This window comes from Xanthomonas sp. BRIP62411 (assembly GCF_003993525.1).
In the GTDB taxonomy this organism is placed as follows: Bacteria; Pseudomonadota; Gammaproteobacteria; order Xanthomonadales; family Xanthomonadaceae; genus Xanthomonas; species Xanthomonas euroxanthea.
In genome coordinates this window covers 220,889-246,743 of the sequence record NZ_QEZI01000011.1, presented here as the reverse complement: position 1 = coordinate 246,743, position 25,855 = coordinate 220,889, and the positions used below count along the sequence as shown (strand labels likewise).

Genomic DNA, 25,855 nt, shown 5'->3' with positions numbered 1-25,855 from the left:
CTGTTCTTGCCTGGGTGACAGCGTCTAGCCGATTGGCTCACCAGCTTCCATCGCGCTGGTGCCCGCATCGACCAAGCGACGCGGGGCGGCACTGTATGCCAACAGGAAGGCGCTGCCTATCCCTTGCTGCGGCCTGCGAGAAGGCCATGGCATGGGGCGTTCATCGAATCATGTTCAAACCGCCGCATTCAAGGCCGAGCACACGCGGTGTGCCCGAGGTAACGGACAAGGTGTCATTTCTTGTAGATGTGTATCTCTGGACGGTTGTTTCGCCGTTGCCGAGAGACAGGTCATCCCTGCCCCAGTGCGCCGTTGGCGCGCGCAAGCACCACGCGCCGCCCGGTCCCTTGCGGAACCGGGCATGCAGGCAGACTTATTGCGCTGCCGGTTGTGGCGACACAGGCGCCGCATCCGGCGTCACGCGCCAGATCGTATTGGCCAGATCGTCCGCAACGATCAATGCACCCCGCGGGTCGAGCGTCACGCCGACCGGACGGCCGCGGGTCAGACCATCGTCGCCATGGAAGCCGGAGACGAAGTCGATCGGGTTGCCCGCGGGGCGGCCATCGCGGAATGGTACGAACACCACCTTGTAGCCCACTGGCGGGTCGCGATTCCAGCTGCCGTGTTCGCCGACGAACACGCCGTCGGCAAACTGCGTCCCCATCGCGGTCGACGAGAACGCCACACCGAGTGCGGCGACATGCGAGCCCAGCGCGTAATCGGGCACGATGGCCGACGCAACCTTCTGCGGATCCTGCGGCATGACCCGCGTGTCGACGTTCTTGCCCCAGTAGCTGTAGGGCCAGCCGTAGAAACCGCCTTCGCGCACCGAGGTGAGGTAGTCGGGCACCAGATTCGGACCGATCTCGTCACGCTCGTTGACCACCGCCCACAATGCGCCGCTACCGGGCTGTATCGCCAATGCAGTGGGATTGCGCAAGCCGGTGGCATAGCTCTTGTGGGCGCCGGTTGCCGGATCCACCTGCCAGACCTGGGCGCGGTCGACCTCGGCAATCATGCCGCGCTCGGTGATGTTGCTGTTGGAGCCGATCGCAACATACAGATAGCGTCCATCCGCACTGGCGGTCAGGGCCTTGGTCCAGTGGTGGTTGATGGCCGACGGCAAGTCGGTGACCTTGCTGGGCGCAGCGCTGGCCTTGGTCTGCCCCTGCTGATAGTCGAAGCGTACCAGTGCGTCCTGATTTGCCACATAAAGTGCGTTGCCGATCAGTGCCAGCCCGTAGGGTGCATTGAGCTTGTCGGCAAAGACGGTCTTCAGTTCATACGTGCCGTCACCATCGGCATCGCGCAGCAAGGTCAGGCGGTTGCCGCTCTTGACCGAGGTGTTGCCCTTGGCCTTGATCGCTCCGGCAATCACGTCCTTGGGCTTGAGATTGGGTGCGCTGCCGCCGCGGCCTTCGGCAACCAGGATATCGCCGTTGGGCAACACCAGCGTCTGGCGTGGAATGCCCAGCCCGGTGGCGATCGCGGCGATGCGGTAACCCGCAGGCACGGTGGGCTTGCGATCACCCCAGGCAGTCGGCTCGGCGATGGTCATGTCGGGCAACAGGCCACGATCCGGTGCTGGCAGTTCGGGGCTGGCGCCATGTTGCGCGAGCTCGGGGGCCTTGCCGCAGGATGCAAGCGCAGTAGCGAGAACGGAAACCGACAGGATAGTCAGGGTATGACGCTTCATCGGGCACCTCCCACGCGCAGGCTGGACAGCCCCGACCAGGTTGCAACCAGCGCGAACGCGGTCGCGATCAACGAAAGCGCCAACGCCGCCGGCATGATCGCCCAGGCGTCGCGCGCATGATGCAAGGCGTCGAAGAAGCCGACGATCCATGCGGCGCCGAGCGCGATCACATAGATCACGTTGCGGCTTCCGCGAACGAAGCCGACGATCGCACACAGGAGCGCGATGGTCGTCAACACCATCGCACCGATCAGCAGCCATGCGGCGAAATTGGCCCACTGGATCTGATGGCTGCTCCAGTACGCGTAGTCGCTCAGCAAGGTACCGAGAAATAGCGGCCACACACCGCCGAGCACGGCTGCGTGGAACGGATGGATGGCCCAGGATCGGGCAGGCATGGCAGTGGAATTCATGGCGGACTCATTGGGAGCGTTGGTAAAACGTGCCCCGATGCTGCCAGCTGCCACGTGATGAGCGCGGTGATGCTGGGTCTTTTCTGTGCGATGGACCGCACCGAAAAAAGTCGGAAGCCTAGACCACTCATCCCGCCGAGCAACTCCTGGATCGCCGGCGCGACCGTAGGTCGTAGAACGTAGGTCATGGAACCCTATGTGTGCTCCAGGCCGCTCCCTACGCTGGGCTCCATCCACTGAAGGAGCAGGCAGAGGAAAGCAGTCGCAATGATGTTGCTGGCAACCGCGTCGACCATGGCCGGCACGGCCAGCACGACCGACACCGCGGCCACGACGCGTACGGTCGCCGCGCTGGCGCGTGAGGCCGGTATCTTCTTCGACGGCCATCGGCCAGGCGATGTCGTGCTGGTCACCTGCGGGAACGAGGTCGTAGTGCGCCAGACCTACGCAATGACCGATGTCGGGAATCGGGAGGCGATGCAGCCCGATGCCGCACTACCTCGCGTGCGGCACGAGGGGAAGACACCGACGCGCTGAGCGTGACAAACGACTTCAAGGATCTGCCACCGGGAGTCGATCCGGGCACGCAATTTCGCTACAGCGATTCCAACTAAAGCGTGCCGACCCACCCGATCGAGCGCGCATCCGGTCAACCCTGTGCCGCCTACATGCAGTATCGGCAGCAGGCTTTCAGGATGGTTTGAAGTCCGATGCGGGTCTGCAGTGATGAGCACCGCTCATAGGATCATGCAAGCTGGATGAATGGCGCGGCGTTGCATCGGCCTCATGCTGGCTGCCGGCATCCATGGCAAGGCAACAGCGATGAAACGCGCAACCGGGATGCGTTCGATTCGGCGTGATGTTTGCATCGCCAAGGCGCTCTTTACGCCGGACGGTTTGGCGTCGGATGCTTGGATTCGCGCTGCCTTGCCCCTAGATCGGTGGAGGGATGCGATGCCATGTGCGAGCACGCTGCGTCGCTCTCTCCTGTCCACGGCTGCGCTGGTGTGGAGCGCAGCTGCCTTAGCTCTCTGTTGCCCCTCCCCCACGGCAGCACATCCTTCGGAGATCACGTCCATGACGCCCCACGCCACCTTGTCGCCAAGGCAGCAGGCCATTGCACCGATTGCCGCGTTTGCGGCCACTGGCGACATCGAGCGCTTGAACACTGCAGTGGAGGCGGGCCTTGATGCAGGCATGAGCATCGGCGACTGCAAGGAACTCTTGGTCCAGCTGTATGCCTACGCCGGCTTTCCACGCAGCCTCAATGCACTGGCCGCGTTGATGCAGGTCACCGATGCACGCAAGCTGCGCGGCATCGCCGATGCGCCGGGACACGACCCTGGCCCGGTACCGAGCGGCGATGCGCTGCTCGCACTGGGCACCGCCAACCAGACCCGCCTGACCGGCGCGCCGGTGACCGGGCCGTTGTTCGTGTTTGCGCCGGCAATCGACCAATACCTCAAGACGCATCTGTTCGGCGACATCTTTGCCCGCGACAACCTGGACTGGGTGAGCCGTGAACTGGCCACGATCAGCGTGCTCGCCGCCCTGGAAGGCGTGGAGGCGCAACTGCAGTCGCACCTGAAGATCGGCTTGAACATCGGCGTGACCGAGGCGCAGCTGCACGCGCTGGCCCAGGTGCTGGACAAGCGCGTCGGTGCGGCCGCGGGCACGCGCGCCAAGGCGGCGCTGGCCAAAGCTAGGGCGCAGTGAGCTTGCGGCACGCTGCGTGCGCAGCGCCTGCTGCCGCTGCGCACGCAGCTGCCGATGGCGGCGCCGGGTCGACCCGGTCGCACGCTGCTAACGCGGCGCCGGGCCCGCCGCCAGTGCAGACCTTGCGCCGGCCTGCTTGACAATCAACTGGCCGATGTACTGCTCGGCCAGCCTGGTGCCGATCTCCAGCGCGGTCTGCAGCGAGCCGAACGTGGGCGCGGTCGGCAGCGGAACAGGATGTCCACAGACCTGCAAGGTCTCCAGGACGATGCGCCGGTGCCCGAGCTGCCGAGCGACCACGCGGTACGGCAGGCCCTGGTCGGTGCCTTCGGCTGACATGCTTTCGGTGCTGTGGGTACTCATCGGACTCGAGCATAGCTGCCATGCCCAAATTCGGTGGCGGCGGAACTTGAACCATTTATGCAGACGCTAGCGCTGCGACAGCGGCTTACTGCCAACGTGGGCATGTGCCCAGACCGGCCAGCCCGTGCGGGGATGGCACTGTAGCCACGCCCCACTTGTGGATGCGCCCCTCTCGAAGCGCTGAAGACCGCTGAAAACCTGGTGTAGGGGAATGCAGAATTTCGCGTACGAATCCGGAAATACCGGCTTGAATATTCCCCCTGCATTCAGCTTGACGGTTTCAGAACGACACGTACCAGCGCCGGAGGAACACTGCATATCCATTGCTTCATCGATTGCGCCCCCGCGTTTTTTCGCGGAATATGCGAGGAATTAAGCACAATGGCCGGGGCCGCTCACTTTCGGTCAGTATAAATCGAGCGGATATAATGATTCTTCGGCAGGAAGTGAATATAACGCCGAGGCGATTTTCGATAGGCCAGAATCCGGCGAACGCATTACGGAAGAGTCTGCCAGAATTGCTAACTTACAGTCGAATCCGCTACAACGTGTGGGTCATTCACCGACATCTTCGACGGATTTCCTGATTACTTGCGACATGCATCGCATCTAGGATTGCCGCCCCCGGAGATTCGTGACCACTTATTGTTGTGTTCGCTCCGACATTCCGTTGCGGTTGGGCTTGGTAGCGGGATTTTAATCCAATTTAGCTATGGATTAGATCGTTGAATCCTATGCGTGGCGTTTTTCTCTGAATAGCAACTGTCCGTTCAGGTTTTAGAGTTTATCGCTAGCGCCGTTAAACAATCTCGCAAGCACACGGTCGAATGCATTGGCGCATTACCGTGTTATCCGGAGCGCTTATCTGAGGGGACAGATTCGCGGCGGATAAAGTGAATAACGCGTGAAACCAATATGCCACGCCGGCGATCGCCGGTGCTGGAATCGTCTGCGCCAAATTTTAGGTTTTTTGCAGTTGCGGCGCGCCACTACCGGAATCGACCAACCCATGAATCGCTCGCTACTCGCAACCACCATCGCCTCCTGCCTTGTCCTGACCGCCTGTGGCGGCGGTGGCGGTGGCGGCAATGTCCGCAGTGATCCGCCGCAGACCACGGTGGTCGCCCCGACCCCGTCGACGCCTGCACCCACCACGCCGACCACGCCGACCGCGCCAACGCCCCCCACGACCCCGACGCCGTCGGAAACGCCTACAGCCGATCCGCTGCCCAAGGCCGCCCCGACGCCGGCACCTGCGCCCGCCCGCTACCAGGGCCTGGGCAGCAACCTGCTGGTGCCGACCAACGCAGATCTGGCGCAGCAGGCCGGTGCCAAGGGTCAGGGCGTCAAGCTGGCCGTGCTGGACGACAATCTCTACGGCAGCTACGCGCCGGTCAGCGGCAAGGTCGATGCGTTCACCGATTACACCGCCAGCCCCGGCACACCGGAATCGGCGTCGAACGCGCTGCGCGGCCACGGCACCGTCATCTCGGCATTGGTGCTGGGCAATGCGCAGGACGGCTTCGCCGGCGGCATCGCCCCGGATGCGGACCTGCTCTATGCGCGTATCTGCGCCGAAAATTCCTGCGGCACCCAGCAGACCCGCAGCGCTGCGGTGGACCTGGCTGCTGCCGGCGTGCGCATCGCCAACCTGTCGATCGGTGCCTCGTATGCGGACGCGGCCAGCAGCGCGAATGCGGCCCTGGCCTGGAAGTACGCGCTGACCCCGCTGGTGCAGGCCGATGCGTTGATCGTGGCCGCCACCGGCAACGACGGCGCGGCAGAAGCGTCCTACCCGGCAGCGACGCCGGTGCAGGAAGCCAGCCTGCGCAACAACTGGCTGGCCGTGGGCGCGGTCAACATCGACAGCGCCGGCAATGCCGCCGGCCTGACCAGCTATTCCAACCATTGCGGCGCCGCGGCGCAGTGGTGCCTGGTGGCGCCGGGCAGCTACTTCGCACCGGCGCTGGCCGGTACCGAACTGCAGGGCCAGATCGCCGGCACCTCGTTCTCCACTGCCGCAGTGAGTGGCATCGCGGCGCAGGTGCTCGGTGTGTATCCGTGGATGAGCGCCTCCAACCTGCAGCAGACCTTGCTGACCACCGCCACCGACCTGGGCGACCCCGGCGTGGACGCCTTGTACGGCTTCGGCCTGGTCAATGCGGCCAAGGCGATCAAGGGCCCGGCGCAGTTCATCAACAACTGGTCGGCCAACGTGACGTCCGGCTACGACAGCACCTTCAGCAACGACATCTCCGGCGCCGGCAACCTGACCAAGAACGGCGCCGGCAAGCTCACGCTCAGCGGCAACAACAGCTACACCGGCGGCACCAGCGTCAGCGACGGCGTGCTCGCCCTGTCCGGCAGCCTGCGCTCGGACGTCATCGTGCTCAACTCGGCCACGTTCGAGTCGCGCGGCGGTGTCATCAACGGTGGCTACAGCCTGGCCAACACCACCGGCACCACCGCCATCGAATTGGGCAAGGGGCTGACCGTCACCGGCCAGGCCAGCTTGAAGGGCAACCTGCTGTTGCTGCCGGAAGCGGCTGGCTACAGCGTCGGCAGCAGCGAAAGGATCGTCAAGGCCGGCGCGCTGCAAGGCAGCTTCGACCGCGTGCAGTACGCCAACAACTTCTTCTGGACCGCCTCGCTCGCCTACGACCCCACCACCGTCACCGCCACGCTAACCCGCAATGCCTCCGCTGCCAGCGCGCAGGCGGCCGGTGCGCCGCAGTCGGTGGTCAACGGTGCCACCCAGGCCGATACGCTGGTCAAGGTGCTGGACACGCGCGTGGCCGCCGGCGATACCGATAACCTGGGCGGCCTGATCAGCGCCACCGGCGCGCTGCTGGCCGCCAATGATGCGCAGGTGGCCGCATCGCTGCCGACCCTGGCCGGTCAGGTGCACGGCATCGAGCGCACGCTGGGCTTCCAGTCCGCGCTCAACGATGCGCGCGTGGCGGCCGATCGCCTGCCCTATCTGGCCGACACCAGGTCGCTGACCACCTGGATGCAGGGCAGCTATCTGGACGGCGAATTGGGCGGCAAGGGGTTCGACTCGGCCGATTACACCCAGCAGGCCACCACCGTCGGTGTGGATCTGCCGATGGGCAGCGCCGGCACCATCGTGGGTGCGGCACTGAGTTCGGGTCAGGATCGTGCGCATATCGACGCATCGGCCAGCCGCCTGCGCTCGGACCGCTATGCGATGACCGCGTACCTGTATCAGCCGATCGGCCAGGCCTATGTGTCCGGGATCGGTTCCTACGGCATGAGCAACGTGGACACCGAACGCACGGTGCAGGCCGGCAGCATCGGCGAGCGCCTGCAGGATCGCCGCCACGACACCAACTGGTCGCTACGCGCCGAAGTCGGCCTGATGCCGCATGCAGGGCTGTCGCCGTTCATCGCCGCAGGCGTGGTCAGCCAGACCCAGGATGCCTTCAGCGAGGCATCGGCCACCGGCCTGGGGTTGAGCGCCAACAGCGATACGCTGCGCGCCGGCTACGGCGAGGTGGGCGTGCGCGGCCATCTGGTGCGCGGCAAGTGGGGCTTCGATGGCTTGATCGCCTACCGTTCGCTGCTCGGCAACCCGAATTCTGATTTCACCGCGTGGTTCACCGGCCTGCCGGAAGCGCGCTTCAACGTGGCCGGCGAGCCGGTGTCCAAGCAGTCGGCGCGTGCCTCGGTCGGCGTGCGTTACCAGCTCAACGATGCCTTCTCCATCTACGGCAACGTGGGCGCCGAGCGCGGTCGTTCGGATGCCAACAGCATCAATGCCAATGTCGGTCTGCGCTGGCAGTTCTAAGCGCCGGCCGCAATTGGCGGTGCAGCGGCAAGGCTGCGTGGCTGGCGTGCAAAATCGGTACGCGCTACGCCCGGGGTGCGGTTGCCGGCGCAGCCGACCCGCACCTGCCTGCCGGTGCAGGTGCGGGTGCAGTCGTGACGATGGGCGTGCCTGCGCTGGTGTCGAAAAAAAAGCCCCGGCAATGCCGGGGCTTTCTGGTTTGCGGTGCATCAGAAGTTCCAGCCCCAGGTGACCTGGCCGCCGTATGCGGTCTGGCCATCGCCGTTGAGTCCTTGCAACGACAGCGCCATGCGGCTGTTGGGCGAGGTGATCAGGCTCACGCCCAGTTCGCCGACCACCGCGTTCTTCGCCAGCGTGACGCTCTGCACCGAGAACTGCGAACCGGTGCCGATGAAACCGGCCGACCGCTGCACGGCGCGGTCGCCGAACGCATGGCGCCACCCGACCGAGGCATACACCCCGGCGGCCGGACCCAGCTGCCAGCGCCCGCGCAGACCCACCGTGCTGGTGGTGTACTCGTCCTTGGCACTGTCGACCAACAGCCCGGCAACCCCGCCACGCTCGTTGAAACCATCGGTCTTCAGATGCGTGTAGTCCGCCGCGACGAAGGGGCTGTACACAGCATTGCCGGTGCGCAGGTTCCATGCCGCTTCCATCGACACGGTGATGGCCTTCGCGTCGTAATCGCTGGTCAGCCGCTCTTCGAGCACATCGGGCAGCATCACCCGGCGGCTGCTGTCCACGCTGTAGTCCGCGTAGTCGACCGACGCCTGCAGAGCGAACGCGGACCAATCGGCCTGGCCGTAGATGCCGGCATGGGTGCCATCGATATCGGAACGATCGAGGGACTCGCGCGAGCGGGTTTCGATGTCCTGGTTACCGACCGCGATACCGACCACACTGCGCTCGCCGATGCGCCGTTCCGCACCAGCCATGATGCCGTTGTCCTCGCGTCGCACCGAGGCGGCGTTGGCATCGCCATCGACGCGGTTGGGCAGGCTACGGCCGGTGATCCAGACCGTGGTGTCACCCACGCGCGCATCCTGACTGTCGCCACGCAGGTGATTGCCGACCCCGCTCTGCAGGAAGCGGCTATCCAGCAAGGCGGTCGCCGTGCTGGCATGGCTTTCGCCCGACAACGAGGCAAACGCCGTGCTGATCGCCTGCGGGTCGTCGGGCAGACGCACCACCGCCTGGTAGACCGGGCTGGTGGCTGGCAAGCCATCCACGGCCGCTGCGGCAGCCTGCTCGTTCGGCGCGGTGACCGCATCGACCATGGCCTCGGTGTTGCGGCCGAACGACACCGACAGCGCGGTGGCGCTGGCGCTGACATTCGGTGAAACGAAGGCATAGTCGGAGACGACACTGCCGAACTGCCCGGTGAGCCCGCCAGCGGCGTTGATGACCGGAATCTCGGTAAACAACGGCAGATCCGTCGCACGCACCAGTTGCAGGGTGCTGCCCGGTGCCAGCGTGGCCGCACCGCCCACACTGATGGGTGTGACCGCGCCGCCTGCGCCCGGCGTGACCTGCAAGGTGGACCCGCTGCCGAGCGTGGCATTGCCGCCGACGCTGATGGTGCCGACGCCGCCACCGATCGCCACGGTACCGCCCGAGCTCAGGCCGCCGACGCTGCCGCTGCCGGTGAGTGTGCCGCCTGGGCCCACCGTGACCGGCCCGCCCAACGCGGCACCCGGATTGGCCGGGTTGCCTACGCTCAGGGTGCCCGCAGCAACTGTGATCGGCCCGGTGAAGCCGCCGCTGTTTGCAGTGACCAGCAAGGTGCCCACGCCATCCTTGAGCAGGCTGCCGCTGCCCGACAGGATTCCCGCGTAGGTGCCATTGCTGGCTTGCTGGAACACCAGCGCGCTGTTGTTGGCAATGTTGCCCTGCAGGCTGTCGGTATCGCCGATCAATGTACCGGCGTTGATCGTGGTGCCACCGAGATAGGCGTTGACACCATCCAGCGTCAACGCACCCGCACCGTTCTTGATCAACGTACCGCTACCGGTGACGTTGCCGGCGAACGTGCCATCGCCGGCCTGGTCGAACACCAGTGTCGCGTTGTCGACGATGTTGCCCTGCAGGCTGGTGGTGGTGCCGATCAGGCTGCCGCTGGCGATGGTGGTGCCACCGCTATAGGTATTGGGTGCCACCAGCGTCAACGCCCCTGCCCCCTGCTTGACCACGCTGCCCGTGCCGCTGACTGCACCGGCGAAGACACCATCGGTGGCCTGATCGAACACCAGCGTGGCGTTGTCCACGATGTTGCCCTGCAGGCTGGTGGTATTGCCGATCAAGCTGCCGGCGCTGATCACGGTGCCGCCGGTGTAGGTGTTGGGCCCGAGCAGTTGCAGCGCGCCGGTGCCGGCCTTCTGCAATGAGCCGGTGCCGCTGAGCGTGCCGGCATACACGCCGGCCGTGTTCTGGTTGAACACCAGTGCCGCGTTGTTGGCGATATCGCCCTGCAGGCTGGTGGTGTCGCCGATCAAGGTGCCGGCCGTGATCGTGGTGCCGCCGGTGTAGCCATTCGCACCGTTGAGCAACAACGCGCCGGCGCCATCCTTGATCACGCTGCCGGTGCCGGTGATCGACCCGGTGAACACGCCGTCGGCCAGCTGGTTGAATGCCAGCGTCGCGTTGTCGACGATGGCCCCCTGCAGGCTGGCGCTGTCGCCGACCAGGGTGCCGGCATTGACCGTGGTGCCACCGCTGTAGCTATTGCTGCCGTCCAGTGTCAGCGTGGAAGCACCATTCTTGATCAACCCGCCGGTGCCGGTCACCGGACCGGTCAAGGTGAGATCGTTGCTGCCCGCAACTGCGACTGCACCTGTCAGCTCGACCGCGTTGGCGACTGTCAGTGCCTGATCGGTATCCAACGTGGTGCCGATCGCGGCGGTCAACGTCCCGGTGCCCAGTGCTTGTGCATCGCCCAGCACCAAGCCGCCGCTGGCAAGCGCAGTGCCGCCGCTGTAGCTGCTGGCCTCGGCAAGCGTCAACGCCCCTGCCCCCTGCTTGACCACGCTGCCTGTGCCGCTGACTGCACCGGCGAAGACACCATCGGTGGCCTGGTCGAACACCAGCGTGGCGTTGTCGACGATGTTGCCCTGCAGGCTGGTGGTGGTGCCGATCAAGCTGCCGGCGCTGATCACGGTGCCGCCGGTGTAGGTGTTGGGCCCGAGCAGTTGCAGCGCGCCGGTGCCGGCCTTCTGCAATGAGCCGGTGCCGCTGAGCGTGCCGGCATAGACGCCGGCCGTGTTCTGGTTGAACACCAGTGCCGCGTTGTTGGCGATATTGCCCTGCAGGCTGGTGGTGTCGCCGATCAAGGTGCCGGCCGCGATCGTGGTGCCGCCGGTGTACCCGTTTGCACCGTTGAGCAACAACGCGCCGGCGCCATCCTTGATCACGCTGCCGGTGCCGGTGATCGACCCGGTGAACACGCCATCGGCCAGCTGGTTGAATGCCAGCGTCGCGTTATCGACGATGGCCCCCTGCAGGCTGGCGCTGTCGCCAACCAGGGTGCCGGCACTGACCGTGGTGCCACCGCTGTAGCCATTGCTGCCGTCCAGTGTCAGCGTGCCGGTGTTGGTCTTGATCAGCGCGCCGCTGCCACTGATATCGCCGGCAAGCGTGAGGTCTGCCGGGTTGTCGACGCGCAGCGCAGCGCCCAGGGTGAGCGCATTGCCCACCGCTGCGGCAACAGGGTTGGTCAGCACCGCATCGCCGACCACCGCCAAGGTGCCGGTGCCCAACGCGGTGTTGCTGCCGATCGACAAGGTGCCATCGCTCAGCACGGTCCCGCCGGTATAGCTGTTGTTGCCACTGAGCGTGAGCGTGGACGCGCCGGCCTTGATCACGCCGCCGGCACCGCTGATCGCGCCGGCCAGGGCCAGATCGTTGCTGCCGAGCAGCGTCACCGCACCGTCGAGCACCACCGCGTTGCCCACGGCCAATGCCTGATCGGTATCGAGGCTGGTGCCGGCTGCTGCGGTCAAGGTGCCGGTTCCCAGTGCCTGCGCATCGCCCAGCACCAGCGTGCCGCCGCCGAGCGCGGTGCCGCCGGTGTAGGTATTGGCGGCGCCCAGCACCAGCGTGCCGGTATCGAGTTTCTGCAGCGTGCCCGTGCCGCCGATACCGACGTCGATGGTGCCGGTGACGCCGGGATCGACCCGGATGATGGTGGTGGCCGCATTGGCGCTCACTGCACCGGCGCCGGCATCGCTCAGCACATACCCGTCGCTGGCGAACTGCATGCCGGTGATGCCTTGTGTGCCCTGCACGCCCACGTTGCCGGCGGTACCGGCGAACACGGCAAAACTGTTCTGCCAGTTGCCGTTGCTCAGCCCATCGATCGAGGTCCAGTTGCTGGGGCCGGCCGCCCAGATGCCTGCGCCACCGTCGATGCTGCCATTGGCGATCGTCTGCGCACCGTCCCAGAACTGCACGTTGCTGCCGGGCGACGCCAGCACCACGTTGACCTGCTGGGCCAGCGCGGTCTGCAGCGTCAGCTGGGCCGGGTCCACGCTGCCGGGCAGCGTGCCGACGCCCAGCCCGTTGTCGGTCAACCCACCGGTGTAGTCGATCAGGCGATACACGCCGGTGCCGAACCCGCCGATGTCGTTGATGTTGAGCGTGCCGTCCAGGGTGAGATCACCGTTGACCGCCAATACGCCGGTCTGGCTGGGGACGCCCAGGAACGCGTCGAGCGTGGCGTTGGGAGCCAGGCTCAGGCTGCCGGTGGTCAACACTGCACCACTGCTCACCACCAGGCGGCCGCCGTCACTTACCGTGACCGCCGCATCGACCACCCCGCTGCCGCTCAGGCTGCCCCCGCTGCCCACGGTCAGGCCGCCGGCACTGGCCAGCGTGCCATCCACATCCAGCGTGCCGGCGGTGACCTGGGTGGTGCCGCCGAGCGCGCTGGTGCCGGTGAGCTGCAAGGTGCCGGTGCCGACCTTGTCCAGATTGCCTGCATCGCTGAGGCTGCCGGCGAAGGTACTGCCGACGTTGTTGGCGCCGAGCTGCAGCGTCGTACCGCCCGACACCGCGACAGTGCCCTGCCCGGTCACCGCGCCCAAGGCCGTATCGCTGCCGAGCGACAGCCCGGCACCCGCGGCGATGTCCACGGCGCTGGTGTTGCCTAACGCGCCGGGGGCGGCGGTGGCGAGCACGCCGGCCTGCACCGACACCGGGCCGGTGAACGTGTTGACGCCGGACAAGGTCAGGGTGCCCAGCCCCGTCTTGGTCACGGCACCCGCGCCACTCAGCACCCCGGTCAAGGCCAGATCGTCCGCGCTGGCAATGGTCAGATCGGCGCCCAGGTTGACGTTATTGCCCAATGCCAGCGCAATCGCATTGCTCAAGGTGGCATTGCCCAGCACCGACAGGCTGTCGACGCCAAGCGCCGTGTCGCTGCCCACCGCCAGGGTGCCTGCGTTCAACACGCTGCCGCCGACGTAGCTGTTGGCACCATCGAGCGTGAGCGTGGAAGTGCCGTTCTTGATCAGGCTGCCCGCACCGCTGATCGGGCCGGACAGGCTCAGGTCGTTGCTGCCGACCAGGGTGAGCGCACCCGTGAGCGCCACCGCATTGCCGAGCGCCAATGCCTGGCTGCTATCGAGGCTGGTACCGGTTGCGGCGGTCAACGCGCCGCTGCCAAGTGCCTGCGCGTCGCCCAGCACCAGGGTGCCTCCGCTGAGTGCGGTGCCGCCGGTGTAGCTGTTGGCCGCATCGAGCACCAGCGTGCCGGTGTCGAGTTTTTCCACGCCACCGCTGCCGGAGATCGCCACATCGATGGTGGCGGTTGCACCTGGATCCACCCGGATCGCGGTCAACGGGGCCGTCACCGCCAGCCCACCCGCGCCGGCGTCGGTCAACTGATAGCCATCGGTGACGAACTGCAGGCCGCCGATGTCCTGCGTGCCCGCCACGCCCACCGCGCCGGCGCTGCCGGCAAAGACCGCGAAATCGCCTTGCCAGGTGCTGTTGGCAGTGCCGTCCTGGGTGGTCCAGTTGGTCGCCGCCCCCCACGTGGCTGCACCGCCATCGACAGTGCCGTTGGCCGTGGTCTGCACCCCATCCCAGAACTGCACGATGCTGCCCGGCGCCGTCACCACCAGGTTCAGTTGCTGGCCGATGGCGGTCTGCAGCGCGAGCTGGCTGAGATCCACGCTGCCCGGAAACAGGCCGATCGCCAGGCCGTTGTTGGTGAGCAGGCCGGTGTAGTCGATCAGGCGATACACGCCCGTGCCGAACCCACCGAGGTCGGTGATGTTGAGCGTGCCGTCCAGGGTGAGGTCGCCGTTGACCGCGAGCAGCCGCGTAGTGCTCGGCGCTGCCAGTGCGACGTCCAAAAACGCACCCGGCGCCAGGGTCAGGCCACCCACGCTGAGCGAGGAGCCACTGCTCAATGCCAGCCGGCCGCCGTCGGCGATGGTCACGTTGCTGGCCACGCTGCCGGTGGTGCCGGTGCCGGTCAGGCTGCCGCCCAGCGCCACGTTCAACGCGCTGGTATCGAGGCTGCCGATCACATCCAGGGTGCCGCCGCTGACCTGGGTGGCACCACCAATCGCGCTGCTGCCGAGCAGGCGCACCGTGCCCGCGCCAACCTTGTCCAGACTGCCGCCACCGCCCAGGCTGCCGGCAAAATCGCCGCTCCCCAACTGCAGCGTGCCGCCGGCATCGGTAGTGACGCTGCCGGCACCGCTGAGCGCGCTGATCAGGCCACCGGTGCTGAGATTCAGCACCGCCCCTGCAGCGACATCGACATTGCTGGCGTTGCCGAGCGACGCGGCCGTGCTGGCCACCAGCGTGCCGGCCTGGATCGCCAGCGGGCCGGTGTAGCTGTTGCTGCCGTTCAAGGTCAGGGTGCCGGCGCCGGTCTTGATCAACTCGCCGGTCCCGCTGAGGGCGCCGCTGACCAGCATGTCCGCACCGTTGTCCACGGTGAGTGCTGCGCCAAGCGCGATGTCGTTGCCCAATGCCACTGCAATCGCATTGCTCAGCGCCGCATTGCCGACGACCGACAGGCTGCCGGTGCCGAGTGCACCGTTGGCGCCGACCGCGATGGTGCCGGCCGTCAACGTGGTGCCACCGCTATAGCTGTTGCCGGCGTTGAGCGATACCGTGGTGGCGCCATTCTTGATCAGGCTGCCGGTGCCGGTGATGGCACCGTTCAAGCCCAGGTCGTTGCTGCCGATCAGCGTGAGCTGATCGTTCAACTGCAGCGTATTGTCCAGCGTCAATGCGGCGGTGGCATCCAGTTCGGCAGCACCGCCGACCAGCAGCGTACCCACGCCCAAGGCAGTGTCGTTGCCGAGCACCAGACGCCCGGCATCGAGCGCAACGCCACCGCTGAAGGTATTGGCATTGGCCAGGGTCAGCGTGGCAGCGCCTTGCTTGTCGAGGCTGCCGATCCCGCTGACGACGCCATTGAGCGTGATGTCCTGCGTGCCTGGCAGCGTGAGGGCGCCATTCAAGGCAAGCGCATTGCCCAGTGTCACCGCAGTGCCGGCATCCAGCGTGGTGCCGTCTGCGGCGCTGAGCGTGCCCACCCCCAGCGCGGTGTCGGTGCCGACCACCACTGCGCCGCCCTGCAGCTGCAGGCCGCCGGCCCAGGTATTGCTGCCATTGAGGGTGAGCGTTTGCGCGCCGTCCTTGATCAGGCTGCCGGCGCCGTCGACCACGCCATCGAGCGTGAGGTCCTGGCCATCGATACCGAGTTGACCGGTGAGGTTGACCGCGTTCTGCAAGGTCACTGCAGTGCTGGCAGTGAGCTGCGTGCCATCGGCAGCCGTGAGCGCGCCGGTGCCCAGTGCAGTATCGCTGCCGACCACCAGGGTGCCGGTGTCGACCAGGGTACCGCCGGTGTAGAGATTGTTGCCGGTGAGCGTCAGCGCACCGGCACCCTGCTTGATCAGGCTGCCCGCGCCACTGACGATGCCGGTGACGCCCAGATCGGTATTGCCGGTGAGCGAGAGCGCACCGTTCAGGGCGACGTCGTTGCCGATCGTGGTCGCGACGGTAGCCTGCAGCTGCGTGCCATCGGCAGCGGTCAGCACACCGGTGCCCAGTGCTGAGCCGTTGCCGATCAGCAAGGCGCCTGCATTGAGATCCACGCCACCGGCAAAGCTGTTGGGTCCAGCCAGCGTCAGTGCAGCGGCGCCGTCCTTGATGACGCCACCCACGCCGCTGACCGCGCCGGTGAGGGCGAGATCCTGGCTGCCGCCGAGTTGCAGATCCGCTTCCAGCGCGACGTTATTGGCGAGCACGCGTGCGGCGGTGCTGTCGAGCAGCCCGCCGCCGACGGTCAGGGTGCCAAGCCCCAGGGCCGTGTCACTGCCCAGGACCAGGCTGCCTGCACTCAGCCGCGTCCCCCCGGTATAGCTGTTGTTGCCGGCCAGGGTCAGGCTGGCGGGACCCAGCTTGTCCAGGCTGCCCACACCGGTGATGGCGCCGCTGAGTGTGAGCGCGTTGCTGCCCCCCACATCGACCAGGCCCGCCAATGCAATGGCATTGGCCAGCGTGCTGACGGTTGCAGTGTCCAGGGTGGTGCCAGCCGCCGCGTTGAGCGCGCCGACACCGAGCGCGGTGTCGCTGCCCACCGTCAATTTGCCCGCGCTGAGCGTGGTGCCGCCGCTGTACAGATTGTTGCCGCTCAGCGTGAGATCGCCGCTGCCGGATTTGACCAGGCTTCCGGTCCCGCTGACCGCGCCGCTCAGCGTCAGTGCCTGCGCCCCGCTGAGTGTCAACGCACCCGGGGTCAACGCGATCGCGTTGCTCAGCGAGGTGGCTGCCGTGTTTTGCAGGGCCGCATTGCCGGTGACGTTCAACGCACCCGTGCCCAGTGCGGTGCCGCTGGCCACCTGCAAGGTGCCGGCATTGAGGTTGGTGCCGCCGGTATAGGTGTTCAGGCCGCCCAGGGTCAGGGTGCCGGTGCCAAGCTTGGTCAACGCACCGGTGCCGCCGATGGCGCCGGTCAGGTTCACGGCATTGCCGCTGCTGCCCACGCCCAAGGTGCCGGTGAGTGCGATCGTGTTGCCCAGGGTTGCCGCTGCGGTGGCATCCAGCTCGCCGCCGCTTGCGGTCAATATGCCGGTGCCCAGTGCCGCGTTCGCGCCCACCACCAGGCGCCCGGTACCCAGGGTGGTGCCGCCGGTGTAGGCGTTGTTGCCGCTCAGCGTGAGGTCGCCCGCGCCGCTCTTGATCAGGCTGCCGCCACCGTTGACGGCACCGCTCAACGTCAGCGCCTGCGCGCCGGTCCAGTTCAACGGCCCGCCCAGGCTGATGCCGTTGGCCACCGTCAATGGCGCACTGCTGCTGAGGTTGGACGCGCCAGTGACATTCAAGGCACCGGTGCCCAGTGCCGAAGCAGTACCCAGTTGCAAGGTGCCCGATGCCAGCGTGGTGCCGCCAGTGAAGGTGTTGGTACCGCCGAGCGCGAGCGTGCCGGTGCCGGTCTTGTTGATGCCACCGGCACCGGCAAGCGTGCCGGTCAACGTGAGCGTGTTGCCGCTGGCGCCCACACCCAGCGTATTGGTCAGTGCAAAATTGTTGGCCAAGGTCAGCGGAGTGCTGGTCTCCAGCTGTCCACCGGCGGCAGTCACCGTGCCCGCTCCGAGCGCGGTATTGGTTTCGATCAGCAGCGTCCCGGCACCCAGCGTCGTGCCCCCGGCATAGGTGTTGTTGCCGCCAAGGGTCAGCGTGCCGGTGCCGATCTTGTTCAGCGCTCCGGCGCCACTGACGCCACCGCCGAGCCGCAGGTTGCTGGCACCGCCGATGCCGATGACGTTGTTGAGCACGAACGCGTTCGGCAGGTTGACGGCCGCACTCGCAAGTACGCTGCCGGCAGATGCGTTGACGGTGCCTGTTCCCAACGCGCTGTTGGTGCCCACGGTCAGTGACCCGCCGAGCAGGTTGACGCCGCCGCTGAAGGTATTGGTGCCGGTCAGGACCAGCGCACCGGTACCGGTCTTGGTCAGCGCACCGGTGCCGTTGATGGGGCTGGCCACGGTCAACGCATTGGCGCCCTGCAAGGTCAGGCCACTGGTGCCCAACGTGATGCCGGCGGCCGGTGACAGGCTCAGGCCGGCGGCTGTTGCCTCCAGCGCACCGCCGTTGGCGCTGATGGCAGTCCCCAGCTGCGCGGGATTGGCGAACTGCAATACGCCGCCATTGAGCGCGCTGCTGCCGAAGTTGCTTGCGCCTCCCACCGACCAGGTGCCGCTGTTGACGCGCAGGCTGCCGAAATTGATGTACTGCGCCGTGCTGAGCGTTCCTACGCCGGTGCTGCCGCTGCCGGTTCCGCTGGCCGAATTCTGCAGGATCAGCGTATTGGTACCGCCTGCACCGCCATCCACCACACCGGTCTGCGCAAAGCTCAGCAAGCCGCCTGGTCCAAGCAATTCGAGCGCCAGCCCGCCGCCGCTGTTGACGCTGCCACCGGTCACCGCAGTGAAGGTATTGGTGCTGCCTGCCCCCAACGACACGCTGCCGTTGATGGTGCCGGAATTGACGAAGCTGTTACCGGTGGCCGAGCTCTGGAAGCCCACGCGCCCGTTGATGGTGCCGGTGTTGACCGCATTGACGGTACCGCCGCCGCTGACCGCAATCACCGGCGTATCCGCACTCAGGACCGACAGGTTCAACAACGCACGGCTATCGATCAGGCCGGCGTTGTTGATCTGCACGACGCCATTGCTGGCCGAGGTGATGCCGAGCGCCATACCGTCGAGATTGAGCAGGTTGGCCCCAAGCACGCCGCCGGTGCCGTAAATCGCGCCGCCGGCGAGATTGTTGGCGGTCACCGCGGTGGAACTGGCATTGCCCATGGTGACGCCGGTGCTCAGCACCGACAACAGGCCAAGCACGGATGGATCGATCGTGCCGCTGTTGTTGAGGGTGGAATTGGTGCCGCTGAGCGCAACGGCGGTGCCGCCAAGCAAGCCGGCGGTCATTTGCGTGCCTGCCGCCACGTTGACAGTCAGGTTGTTGGTGCCGCTTGTGAAGCTATTGCTGGTGATTGGCAGCCCGGTGCAGGTGACGGTTGCGCCCGCTGCAGGAACCGCAGGCGTGCATGCTCCCCAGGCCAGCATCGGTGCGGCCACTCCCACCGCCAGGACGACAAGGCTCGGCACACTGCGGCGGGTTGCCCCGGACTTGCGCCGCCGACGCACCAGTTCGTGCGTCACGACCCAATTGCCAATTGCTGCGTTCCAGACCAGCGCAAATGCACGATTCATTTTATTCCCCCTGTATCGCCGTGCAGAGACTCACGCACACACACACGCGCTCTCCAACAGCAGAAAGTTGATTTACTGTCGAGTCGGTTTAAAGCAATTAAAGCTGCGCCCGCTTTTATCGTCTTGCGGATGAGTGCGCTTAATACCACTCCCTGCGAGCAATAGTGGGAGATTAATAAGAAAATCGCCATGCTTGAAACTGTGCTGAATATCACTAACCACAACACTGCCCACGACGCACGTCGAAATTGTCGATTGGTTTGCTCGTGCCCGCCAACGTTATCCAGCCGCCTCATGCGACGGTAACCGCACGTCTGGCTGGTTGCATATCGCTAAAAAACAGGCATTTTCTCGCATAAGGAGCGAACCATGCCTGGAAGAGTCCGAATACCTGACGGTGATTTGATGCGGCCACCCAGCTGCTGGCGAACCGGACCATTTGATTGACGATCGCGCACTTGATGCTGCGCTGCAGGAGCACTTTCCGGCATCGGCTATCACACTCTGCCGATGAATGAGTCCGCTTTCATCATTAAGACCACCGCCAACCGTCGACGCCGATCAGCGATTACGGTATTTGTGTGCAGGCGTTCTGCCGGTCCGGTTTATGGTCGTGTTCGATAGTGCGGACGGAGTTTATTGAAGCGGGCCGGATTACTTCAACGGCGTGACACCGGATGATCGTCACCTGTCGATGACCTCGGTTTGTTTCTAGTAGCCATGCGGTGTGTGATGTTCAACACGGAATCTGACGACATGACGCTTGCTTTGGACCCCAAACGGCAGGAACAGCACTTCGACTGGTCAGGCGTGCCGATCGACCTGGGCGGTATGGAGCCGCTCGATCAGATCGCGCGCCTGCTCTGCCATGCACTGGTTGCGCCCGCGGCTGCATTGACCATCGTCGAAGGCGGTCGCGTGCGCGTGCTGGCGGCGCGCGGCATCAGTACCGAGCATGTCGAGCAAGCCATCGAACTGTGCCGGCATGCATCTGCCGCGGCCAACGGGGTGAGGGAACTGATCGAACCTGCCGCACTTGCGCCGATCCAGTTGGGCGACGCTGCCTTTCCGGGCCTGCCGGCACGGTTTATCGCGTGCGTCCCGGTGGGTGCGCCGCAGACCGGCGTGTCCGGCACCTTGTGCGTGATCGACACGCGTGAGCGTCTCCTGGCCAGCCAGGAACACCAGCAGCTGTTGATGTTCGCCAACGTGGCAGCGGCGCAGCTGGAGCTGCAGTTCGGTGCCGGGCGGCGCGAACCGCATAGCGGCTTGCTCAATGCACGCCAACTGCAGTCGGATCTGGATGCCCTCGCCTTCGGCAGCCACTGCGTGCCCACCATTGCCGCCTTCATCGAGGTCTATGACACCCAGGCGGCCAATGAAGCGCGTCAGGCGCTGGGCATGCAGCCACTGGAGGAACTGGTGCGCCACGCCAGCTATGTGCTGACGCGCGCATTGCGCGGCAAGGCCACCGTCTATCACGTGGCACCGATGCGTTTTGCGTTCTTCCTGTTGAATTCCGCGCCCGACGAGATGGAGGACCTGTTGCTCGATCTGCGCGACATGTTGCATGCACCGATGGATGCGGCCGGCATCCCGATGTCGTTGACCTTTCATGCGGGCGTGGTGCGCTTTGCACCGCAGCAGCCGGACACCAACGATGTCATGCGCAAGGGGCTGGTGGCGCTGGGCGATGCGATCAGCAACCACGCCATCGTGTGCTGGTACAGCGCCTCCCACGACGATGCGATCCAACGCTCGTACCGGCTGGCGCTGGACGCCGAAAAGGCCCTGGAAGCGGGTGATTTCCGCCTGGTCTTCCAGCCCCGGATCAATCTCGAGGACCTGTCGGTGACCGGCTTCGAGGCACTGCTGCGCTGGCGGCATGCCAGCCTCGGCCCGATCGGCCCGGACGAATTCATCCCGTTGTTCGAAAAGACCGCCTTGATGTGCACCGTCACCAACTGGGTGATCGAGCACGCGTTGGTGCAATTGGCCAGCTGGCGCGCGCAGGGCCTGGATTTTTCCTTGTCGATCAATCTGTCCTCGCGCGATTTCGGCAACCTCAATCTTGCCGCAGACCTCATCCACCGCTGCCGGGAACTGGCCATTCCCACCCAGCGGATCGAGCTGGAAATCACCGAGGGCCGCTGGCTGCGCAGCAATGTGGAGGCGGTGCCGCGGCTGCGCACCCTGCGCGACGCCGGCGTCAGTGTGGCCATCGACGACTTCGGCACCGGCTACAGCAACTTCGGTTACCTCACCGAGCTGCCGGTCAACGTCCTCAAGCTCGATCGCTCGTTGGTGACCGGCATCGCCACCAAGGCCGGCATGCAGATGCGCGCCGAGGCGGTGGTACGCCTGGCCAGTGCGCTGGGATATCGCACCGTGGCAGAAGGCATCGAACACGCCGACGAAATCGCACTGCTGCGCAGTTGGGGATGCGACGAAGCACAGGGGTATCTGCTGGCCCGGCCGATGGAGGCGGAGCTGGTCGCCGCGTATGTGGCAAACGCGGTGGCCGAGCAGCGCTTGCCGTGATGCGATGTGTCCGGGGCGCTCCATGCGCGCGCATCTGCAGTGATCGATGCGCGCAGTACCGCCCTCGCCTCCTGCAGTGAGACACGTGGCAACGCAGCGCGCACGCTGCGTTGCCACGCGGCGATCAACTCAGATCGTGCAGGTCCTTGCCCAGCGGCGGACCAAGCGTCCAGTCAGAAAAACGCACCTTCAGCCCGGCACGCTCCGGCGTGCAGCACATCGGCCCGACCTGATATGCCTCGGCAACGGGAAACGGGCAAAGCCTCACCAGCGGCCAGGTCTTTCCGTCGGCCGATACCTGCAGACGCAGGACGCCGTCGGCAACGGTGGCGCGGATCCAGAAATCCTTGGGGTCGCCTTCGTAGGGGCCGGTCGCCCAATCGGAGACCGGGTTGGTCAACACGCTGCTGAGCATCGCACGGCCATCGCTGAGCTCGATGCCCGCCTTGACCCAATGCTGCTCGTCCACGCGCACCATGATGCCGGCCTGATCGTAGAGCGACTCGTATTGGGCGCGCACCCGCAGCTGTGCAGTGAAGCGCGCCGCGGCGGTGAGGCCGAGAAAATGCCCGCTATCGCGGGTAAACCCGTAATGCGTCTTGCGCCAGAAATCGGTGGCCTTGTCGGTGACCACATCCAGTGTGCCGCCGTCGATCGCGACGGTGCGTGGCCGATTGAGCCAGCTGCCATCCTGCCACTGCGTGTGCTGTGCCATCGTGTTCTCCGTGTTGGGTTGCCTGGCAAGCACGCCGCCGCTGATGGCCATTCCCATCGCGCCGCCCAGCAGGCGTCTGCGTGCACTGTCTATCGCATCGTGGGTCATCCAGTGTCTTCCCTGCATTTGACGAACTGCATAGTCTAGCCGCGCAGTGGGTCAACGCGCATGCGCTTGCGCAGCGGTGCAGATGCTGACGTTGCCGTGGCGGCAGCTCCGATGCGCGCTGCCGGCCCGTGCTGTCAGTGATGTGCGAGCGCGTAGTCCAACGCCGCGCAGATGGCCGCCACCTGCGCGGCATTGCACTGCGCAGGTGTCGCGCGTGGGCTGTCCGGATACACCTCGGTGGTGGTGCGATACCGTGCGCCGGTGACGCCTGCGCACAAACCCAGACGCCGCACCGGGTAATTGATGACGCCATGCGCGACCACCGCTGCGCCGATGATCTGGCCGTTTGCATCGGCAGGTGCGATATGGGTGACCTCGGCGACGGCGGCAATGATTGCCTGCTGAAACTGCGGTTGCGGATCTTCGCTGTCGCCCACCAGGTAGAAGCCATCGGGAATGCTGCCAGGCACGAAGTCGACGCCGTCACGTGCGGCCAGGGCCGGGCGAAATTCGCTTTCGTCGCTGTCGGTGGTTTCGTGCAGGTCGATATGCACCAGCGCCTGCCCGGCCACGGCGGCGACCAGCTGCATCAATGCCGCCGACTCGGCGGCCGGGCTGTCCGGGCGAAACGCACGATTGGGGTCGATGGCATCGGCATTCCAGCGCTGGACCCGCTCGTAGCCCCACGGATTGACACAGGGCGCCACCAGCAGATTGAGCTTGCCTGCGTAGGCTGCGGCACGGTGCTGCAGGAATTGCAGCGCACCTTGCACGCCGCTGGTTTCGTAGCCATGCACGCCACCGGTCACAAGCGCCCAGGGCAACGCGGCGTCCCAGCCGGCGCTGCGCAGCGCAATCAGCGGATAGTGCTCGGACGCCGCCTGGATCGTTCCGTAAGGCACGCGCTCGAGGCTGGCATCCAGCGCATCGATCACCTGCACCACATCCGTCGCATGACTGCGCTGACGCCGCTGGCGTGCCCGCCATGCGGCGCGTTCTGCATCGCCCCAGGGTTGCCCTGCAGTGCCGATCGGATACGCCATGCGGTCTGTCATTCCAGGTGCCGTCCATTGAAAAGACGGCAGGGTAAGCGCTTCGCGCTGGGTGGTCCATTCGGCGGCTGGCGCGATGCCCATGGCCCGCAAGGCCGAGTCCGGTTGCAGGCTGGCGCTGCTGAAAACTCTGCAGCGGATGCAAATCCTGCATTCGCTTGCGAAAACACAGCAGGCAATTGCGAAATATTTCCCTGCAATCGATAGCGTGCGCAAGGCAATCAGTGAAAAAACTTCCGACACCCCGGTGATGCATTGCACATCAACATCTGCGTCACGTCTGGAACAACTCAAGCAAGGCGAAAGTCGTCGAACACGCTGCGCAGCTGCAATCGATTGTTCACGCCTTTCTGGTGGCCTGGCGGCCACGTCCGCAAAACGACGCAGGCCCCGCACGTCGCGTACAGGGCCTGCGGTCCCGCTGCAGCAAGAACGGCGCGCCGGATGCGCGCCGCACTCTTGCCTAGACGGCCTCTTCCTGAGGTTTGGCCTGCTTGGAACGCCCCCCCTTGCTGCCGATCCGCGACATATGATCGCGATCGCGGCTCACGGCCTGGCCGCCCTTGCGGCCCGCTTCGCGTGCTTCGTCGCTGGTGAATTCGTGCGCATTGCCACTGGCATGCGCTGCCTTGCCGCCACTGCTCGCCAACACGCGGCGCTTTTCAGGATCCAATGCGGCAAAACCGCGCCGGCTACGGGTACTGCTTTGTCCATCTTCCACTGTGCCTCCTCTCGATGCGTCGATCACGCCACTGGTAGGGGGGGTAACGCAACTATCGTGCCAACACGCAAAGCCAGGCGAGACGGTGCACGGCCGCACGTTGCAGGAAAAAACAGCTGCGCTCGCTGTGCAAATCTTGCACTCCCGGTGATGGCTGGCCGACGCGTCGCAGGCCAGATGTGGATAGCGCTACCAGTGCCCCGGCGCGCGCGCCTGATCGCGCCGATGCTGCCCGGCACCATCTGGGCATGCAGCATCGTCGGAGCATCGATGTCCTCGCTCGCCCAAGGAACCAGCGAGCCGGAATCAACGCCAGGGCGCGGCGACGTCAGGCCGGCAGCGCGGGAACGGTGCGCCCGGCAGCCAGCAATGCGGCCACATGCCGCGCGATGCTCAGGCAACAGGTCAGGCCTGGCGACTCGATGCCGAACAGGTTCACCAGACCGGCGATGCCGTGCATGGACGGACCATCGATACGGAAGTCGACCGCCGCCTCGCCTGGTGCGCTGATCTTCGGACGGACGCCGCAATAGCCGGGCTGCAACGCGCCGTCCGGCAGGCCAGGCCAGTAACGCCGGATCGCTGCGGCAAACCGCGCGGCATGGCCTGGCGCGCAGTGATAGTCGGGCTGCGCGACCCACTCCACGTCGGGGCCGAAGCGCGCACGCCCGTGCAGATCCAGCGTGAGATGCACACCCAGGCCACCGGGTTCGGGCATGGGGTAGATCAACTGCTGGAATGGCGAGCGCCCTGCCAGCGTGAAGTAACTGCCCTTGGCGAAATAGCCGCGCACCTGTGCATGCGCTGGCAGGCCATCGATCCGCGCGGCCAGCGGCGGTGCACCATGACCTGCCGCGTTCACCAGCCAGGCACAGGTCAGCCGTGCCGATGGCTGACCTGCGACGGTCACGCGCAGCCCTTGCGCAAGCGGCTCGACCTGGTCGACGTGCGCACGCAGCGCCACGGTGGCGCCATGCGCTTCGGCATCGCCCTGCAACGCCAGCATCAGCGCATGGCTGTCGATGATGCCGGTGGTGGTGGACTCCAGCGCCGCGACGCAGCGCAGGGCCGGCTCGCGCGCCTGCATGTGTGCCGCGTCGAGCGGCAGCAACCCGTGCGCGCCGCCGGCAATGGCGCTGCGGTGCAGCCGATCAAGCTGCTCGCGCTGGCCGTGGTCGCAGGCGATGATCAATTTGCCGCAGCGCCGATGCGGCACGTGGCGCTGTTGGCAGTACGCGTACAACAGTGCATTGCCGCTGATGCATAACTGCGCCTTCAACGAACCGGCCGGATAGTAGAGCCCGGCATGGATCACCTCGCTATTGCGTGCGCTGGTCCCGGTGCCGATAGCGGCTTCGGATTCCAGCACCAACACCTCGTGCCCCCGCATCGCCAGCTCGCGCGCAATTGCCAGCCCCACCACTCCGGCACCTATCACGATGCACTCGACGTCTTGCATGGCCGTTCTCACACGAGGGT

Annotated in this window: 12 protein-coding genes; 4 read left to right on the top strand and 8 right to left on the bottom strand. The window is 65.9% G+C overall.

Annotation, left to right across the window (positions count from 1 at the left end):
- Window positions 1-373: 373 nt before the first annotated feature.
- Both EO139_RS09095 and EO139_RS09090 read right to left on the bottom strand, forming a co-directional pair.
- Window positions 374-1,699 (bottom strand): sorbosone dehydrogenase family protein, encoded by a 1,326-nt coding sequence (locus EO139_RS09095; RefSeq protein ID WP_126970302.1) that lies wholly within the window; start codon window positions 1,697-1,699, stop codon window positions 374-376.
- Window positions 1,696-2,112 (bottom strand): hypothetical protein, encoded by a 417-nt coding sequence (locus EO139_RS09090; protein ID WP_126970488.1) that lies wholly within the window; start codon window positions 2,110-2,112, stop codon window positions 1,696-1,698. Before EO139_RS09090 ends, EO139_RS09095 begins: the two co-directional genes overlap by 4 nt.
- A 270-nt stretch (window positions 2,113-2,382) precedes the next feature.
- On the opposite strand from EO139_RS09090, the gene EO139_RS09085 reads away from it, so the two are divergent.
- Both EO139_RS09085 and EO139_RS09080 read left to right on the top strand, forming a co-directional pair.
- Window positions 2,383-2,649, top strand: coding sequence for a hypothetical protein (locus tag EO139_RS09085; RefSeq protein ID WP_206515132.1), 267 nt, complete (start codon window positions 2,383-2,385; stop codon window positions 2,647-2,649).
- A 540-nt stretch (window positions 2,650-3,189) separates the two neighbouring features.
- Window positions 3,190-3,828 carry a carboxymuconolactone decarboxylase family protein gene (locus tag EO139_RS09080; protein ID WP_126970299.1) on the top strand — a complete coding sequence of 213 codons (639 nt, stop codon included), beginning with the start codon at window positions 3,190-3,192 and terminating at the stop codon, window positions 3,826-3,828.
- An 87-nt stretch (window positions 3,829-3,915) separates the two neighbouring features.
- On the opposite strand, the gene EO139_RS09075 is transcribed toward EO139_RS09080, so the two are convergent.
- On the bottom strand, window positions 3,916-4,191 hold the full coding sequence (locus EO139_RS09075) for a hypothetical protein (RefSeq protein ID WP_104648747.1): 276 nt from the start codon (window positions 4,189-4,191) through the stop codon (window positions 3,916-3,918).
- A 1,009-nt stretch (window positions 4,192-5,200) separates the two neighbouring features.
- Here EO139_RS09075 and EO139_RS09070 point away from each other — a divergent pair.
- Window positions 5,201-7,999 (top strand): S8 family serine peptidase, encoded by a 2,799-nt coding sequence (locus EO139_RS09070; RefSeq protein WP_126970297.1) that lies wholly within the window; start codon window positions 5,201-5,203, stop codon window positions 7,997-7,999.
- A 209-nt stretch (window positions 8,000-8,208) separates the two neighbouring features.
- On the opposite strand, the gene EO139_RS09065 is transcribed toward EO139_RS09070, so the two are convergent.
- Entirely contained in the window at window positions 8,209-19,239 is an 11,031-nt protein-coding gene (locus EO139_RS09065; RefSeq protein ID WP_126970295.1) for an autotransporter-associated beta strand repeat-containing protein, read from the bottom strand.
- 729 nt (window positions 19,240-19,968) lie between these two features.
- On the opposite strand from EO139_RS09065, the gene EO139_RS09060 reads away from it, so the two are divergent.
- Window positions 19,969-21,780, top strand: coding sequence for an EAL domain-containing protein (locus tag EO139_RS09060; RefSeq protein ID WP_126970293.1), 1,812 nt, complete (start codon window positions 19,969-19,971; stop codon window positions 21,778-21,780).
- A 124-nt stretch (window positions 21,781-21,904) separates the two neighbouring features.
- On the opposite strand, the gene EO139_RS09055 is transcribed toward EO139_RS09060, so the two are convergent.
- From EO139_RS09055 to EO139_RS09040, 4 genes are all read right to left on the bottom strand, one after another.
- Window positions 21,905-22,603, bottom strand: a complete 699-nt coding sequence (locus EO139_RS09055; RefSeq protein WP_104648743.1) for a DUF1349 domain-containing protein — start codon at window positions 22,601-22,603, stop codon at window positions 21,905-21,907.
- A gap of 134 nt (window positions 22,604-22,737) precedes the next feature.
- Window positions 22,738-23,658 (bottom strand): M14 family metallocarboxypeptidase, encoded by a 921-nt coding sequence (locus EO139_RS09050; protein WP_126970291.1) that lies wholly within the window; start codon window positions 23,656-23,658, stop codon window positions 22,738-22,740.
- Window positions 23,659-24,118: 460 nt separating this feature from the next.
- Entirely contained in the window at window positions 24,119-24,376 is a 258-nt protein-coding gene (locus EO139_RS09045; RefSeq protein ID WP_024940389.1) for a KGG domain-containing protein, read from the bottom strand.
- 328 nt (window positions 24,377-24,704) lie between these two features.
- Window positions 24,705-25,835: an NAD(P)/FAD-dependent oxidoreductase gene (locus EO139_RS09040; RefSeq protein ID WP_104582631.1), complete on the bottom strand. Its 1,131-nt coding sequence runs from the start codon at window positions 25,833-25,835 to the stop codon at window positions 24,705-24,707.
- Between the last annotated feature and the right edge of the window lie 20 nt (window positions 25,836-25,855).

Excerpts from the sequence above, each read along its gene's own strand:
- EO139_RS09095 (WP_126970302.1), bottom strand. The coding sequence starts at position 1,699 with ATGAAGCGTCATACCCTGACTATCCTGTCGGTTTCCGTTCTCGCTACT.
- EO139_RS09090 (WP_126970488.1), bottom strand. The coding sequence starts at position 2,112 with ATGAATTCCACTGCCATGCCTGCCCGATCCTGGGCCATCCATCCGTTC.
- EO139_RS09085 (WP_206515132.1), top strand. The coding sequence starts at position 2,383 with ATGTTGCTGGCAACCGCGTCGACCATGGCCGGCACGGCCAGCACGACC.
- EO139_RS09080 (WP_126970299.1), top strand. The coding sequence starts at position 3,190 with ATGACGCCCCACGCCACCTTGTCGCCAAGGCAGCAGGCCATTGCACCG.
- EO139_RS09075 (WP_104648747.1), bottom strand. The coding sequence starts at position 4,191 with ATGAGTACCCACAGCACCGAAAGCATGTCAGCCGAAGGCACCGACCAG.
- EO139_RS09070 (WP_126970297.1), top strand. The coding sequence starts at position 5,201 with ATGAATCGCTCGCTACTCGCAACCACCATCGCCTCCTGCCTTGTCCTG.
- EO139_RS09065 (WP_126970295.1), bottom strand. The coding sequence starts at position 19,239 with ATGAATCGTGCATTTGCGCTGGTCTGGAACGCAGCAATTGGCAATTGG.
- EO139_RS09055 (WP_104648743.1), bottom strand. The coding sequence starts at position 22,603 with ATGACCCACGATGCGATAGACAGTGCACGCAGACGCCTGCTGGGCGGC.
- EO139_RS09050 (WP_126970291.1), bottom strand. The coding sequence starts at position 23,658 with ATGACAGACCGCATGGCGTATCCGATCGGCACTGCAGGGCAACCCTGG.
- EO139_RS09040 (WP_104582631.1), bottom strand. The coding sequence starts at position 25,835 with ATGCAAGACGTCGAGTGCATCGTGATAGGTGCCGGAGTGGTGGGGCTG.